The organism is Actinoplanes sp. ATCC 53533, from assembly GCF_003947245.1.
This window is the reverse complement of record NZ_QHHV01000346.1, coordinates 1-3,483: the sequence shown is the minus strand read 5'-3', so window position 1 is coordinate 3,483 and position 3,483 is coordinate 1. Positions and strand designations below refer to the sequence as shown.

General features: G+C 69.6%; 2 protein-coding genes and 1 pseudogene. All 3 read left to right on the top strand.

Going from position 1 to position 3,483, the window contains the following annotated elements:
• The first annotated feature begins 33 nt into the window (after positions 1-33).
• Positions 34-1,458: a PP2C family serine/threonine-protein phosphatase gene (locus DMB66_RS56625; RefSeq protein WP_125812267.1), complete on the top strand. Its 1,425-nt coding sequence runs from the start codon at positions 34-36 to the stop codon at positions 1,456-1,458.
• 80 nt (positions 1,459-1,538) lie between these two features.
• Complete coding sequence (locus tag DMB66_RS56620; protein WP_125812266.1) at positions 1,539-2,990, top strand: FtsW/RodA/SpoVE family cell cycle protein; 1,452 nt, start codon at positions 1,539-1,541, stop codon at positions 2,988-2,990.
• Positions 2,987-3,483 (top strand): annotated as a pseudogene (locus tag DMB66_RS56615) (penicillin-binding protein 2); the annotation flags it as partial. The gene DMB66_RS56620 and the pseudogene DMB66_RS56615, both read left to right, overlap by 4 nt.

Sequence of the window (3,483 nt, the reverse complement as noted above, 5' to 3'; positions counted from 1 at the left end):
CCGGATCGGCCGCACTTCACTCGAGTTACGGCCATGACCCTGACCCTGCGTTACGCCGCCCAGAGCGACCGCGGTCTGATCCGAGACGGAAATCAAGACTCCGTCTACGCCGGACCGCGGCTCCTTGCCGTCGCCGACGGCATGGGTGGCATGGCCGCCGGTGACGTCGCCAGCAACATCGTCATCGCGGCCATGGCTCCGCTCGACGAGGACGTCCCCGGCGATGCGCTGGTCGACGCCCTCCGCCACGCCGTGGGCACCGCCAACCAGACCCTGCGCGACACCGTCGACGCCAACCCGCATCTGGAGGGGATGGGCACGACGCTGACCGCGGTGCTCTTCTCCGGCAGCAAGATCGGCATGGTGCACATCGGCGACTCGCGCGCCTACATGCTGCGCCAGGGTGAGTTCGCCCAGATCACCAAGGACGACACGTACGTTCAGATGCTGGTGGACGAGGGCCGGATCAGCCCGGAGGAGGCGAGCAGCCACCCGCAGCGGTCGCTGCTCACCCGCGCGCTCGACGGCCGTGACATCGACCCGGAGTATTCAGTCCGCCAGGTCCTCAAGGGCGACCGCTACCTCATCTGCAGCGACGGCCTCTCCGGCGTCGTCAGCGCCGAGACCATCGGCGAGAGCATGCGCGACATCCAGGACGCGCAGGCGTGCTGCGAGCGTCTCGTGCAGCTGGCGTTGCGCGGCGGCGGCCCGGACAACATCACGGTGGTGGTCGCCGACGCGACCGACGCCGACATCATGGAGCAGTCTCCGATCGTCGGCGGCGCGGCCGCCCGCGATCGCGGCAACTCCACAGTCGCCGACGCCTCGAGCGCGGCGGCCCGGGCAGCGGCGCTGCAGAAGCCGCGGCCCCCGCAGCCCGAGGGCGCGGTCTACGACCGGGACGAGTCGGAGCAGCCCAAACGGCACCCGGTGCGCACCAGCCTGTTGCTGTGCCTGCTGCTCGGCATCCTCGGCGGCGGGCTCTACCTGGGCTGGCAATACACCCAGAAGCAGTATTACGTCGGCGCCACCGAGCAGGGCCAGCTAGCGATATTCCGCGGCGTGCCCGGCCAGATCGCCGGCCTTGACCTCTCCAGCGTCAACGCGACCAGCGAGGCGCGCCTGGACGACCTCACCTCGGTCGCTCAGGAGCGGGTCAAGCAGGGCATCCACGCCGACAGCCAGCCCGACGCCCAGCGGATGCTGCAGGAGCTGACCAGCGACCAGCCGTCCAACCCCAACCTGAAGCCGATCTGCGTGGCCGGCAGCGCCGCGCCGACGGTGTCGGAGCCGGTGAACCCGTCCGGCAAGCCGTCCGCGACCGGGACGATCGCGTCTTCCGGCCCGCTCATCTCCTCGTCGGCGCCGGCCACCACGCCGGCCACCACGCCGGACGCCCAGCCCTCGGAGTCTGCCCCGCCGGTCGTCGACCCGGTCGGGTGCCGGCCCGTCGACTGAGCGTCCGCTCACCGAAGTCTGGGGACTCCTTCTTGACCGCGCCCGCCGTTCCGGCTCCCACACCCGCGACCACGGGTGAGATGCCACGTGTCCCGGGCACGAAGACTGGGCGCAACGCGGAGTTGGGCCTGCTCGCGCTGGCGATGATTCTGGTGGCCGCGTACGGCGCCACGGTCGAGGCCAACCAGTTCGACAAGATCACGCCGACGTTCTGGGTGCCCGCCGCGTTGCTGAGCGTCCTGTTCGTCGCCCTGCACCTGGTGGTCCGCTTCACCGCCCTGTACGCCGACCCGGTGCTGATCCCGACGGTGGCGCTGATCAACGGCCTCGGCGTCGGCTTCCTGCGCCGGCTGGACCTGGCCAGGTCCATCGCGTTGAAGCAGCCCGAACCGGGCATCTTCGCCGGGGTGGGCGGCCGTCAGCTCGCCTGGACGCTGGTGGCGCTGGTGCTGGCCGCGGTGCTGCTGCTGGTGGTCCGCGACCACAAGACGGTCTCGCGGTACGCGTACACCCTGGGCCTGGTCGGCATCGTGCTGGTGATGATCCCGGCGGTCCTGCCGGCCAGCATCTCCGAGGTCAACGGCGCGAAGCTGTGGATCAAGATGGGCGCGTTCTCGATCCAGCCCGGCGAGTTCGCCAAGCTGGCGCTGGTCTCGTTCTTCGCCTACTACCTGGTCCGCAAGCGCGAGGTGCTGTCGCTGGCCAGCCGCCGGTTCCTCGGCATCGACTTCCCGCGCGGCCGCGACCTCGGCCCGGTCGTCACCGTGTGGCTGCTCTCCCTGCTGGTCCTGGTCTTCGAAAAGGACCTCGGCACGGCGCTGCTCTATTTCGGCCTGTTCGTGGTGACGCTCTACGTCGCCACCGAGCGGGTCAGCTGGCTGATCATCGGCCTGGTGATGTTCTTCGGCGGCGTCTACCTGGCCTACCTGCTGGGTGCCTCGATCGGCGGCCCGTTCGCCAACTTCTACGACCGGGCCACGGTCTGGCTCGACCCGTTCGCGTCGGAAAACTACGACCGCCTCGGCGGCAGCTATCAGCTGGTCCAGGGCCTGCTCGGGCTCGGCACCGGCGGCCTGTTCGGCACCGGCCCGGGCGCCGGCTCACCCGGCTTCGTGCCCGAGGTGCGCAACGACTTCATCTTCGCCGGCATGGGCGAGGAGATCGGGCTCTTCGGCCTCTCCGCGCTGCTGGTCTGCTACCTGCTGATCGTCGAGCGCGGCCTGCGCGCGGCCCTGGGGGTCCGGGATTCCTTCGGCAAGCTGGTCGCCGGCGGCCTCGCGTTCACCCTGGGCTTGCAGGTCTTCGTCATCCTTGGTGGCATCACCGGGCTGATCCCGCTGACCGGTCAGACCACGCCGTTCCTGTCCGCCGGCGGCTCCTCGCTCATGGCGAACTGGCTGCTCATCGCGATGCTGCTGCGGATCTCCGATGCCGCCCGCAGACCCGCGACGGCGGGGCCGGCGCAGTCCGGTGGACCGAAGCAACCACCCGTCCAGCTGCACGGCGCCATGACGGAGGTGATCAAGCCGTGAACGCACCCCTGCGCAGGGCCGGCGTGGTCATCCTCGTCCTGTTCGGCCTGCTCTTCGCCAACCTGAACTGGGTGCAGGGCTACAAGGCCGACGAATATCGCACCAACGAATACAACGGCCGCGTCCGGGTGGCCGAATACGAAGTGCCGCGCGGCGTCATCGAGGCGGGGCGTCAGCCGCTGGCCCAGAACAAGCTGACCGACGACACCCTGAAGTACCTCCGGCAGTATCCCGGCGGGCAGGTCTACGCGCCGATCGTCGGCTACAAGCCGGTCAACATCGCCGAGGTCGGCATCGAGCGCAGCGAGAACGAGTTCCTCTCCGGCGCCAGCGACAAGCTCTTCGCCGACCGGGTCAGCGCCATGTTCACCGGTGACAAGGCCGGCGGCGGCAACGTGGTGCTGTCGATCGAGCCCAAGGCGCAGGAAGTGGCCTGGAAGCAGCTCACCAACAACGAGGGAAACGCCAAGAAGGGCTCCGCGGTGGCGATCGA

Bases quoted from the DNA above. Each gene is read 5' to 3' on its own strand.
- DMB66_RS56625 (WP_125812267.1), top strand. From the start codon at position 34: ATGACCCTGACCCTGCGTTACGCCGCCCAGAGCGACCGCGGTCTGATC.
- DMB66_RS56620 (WP_125812266.1), top strand. From the start codon at position 1,539: ATGCCACGTGTCCCGGGCACGAAGACTGGGCGCAACGCGGAGTTGGGC.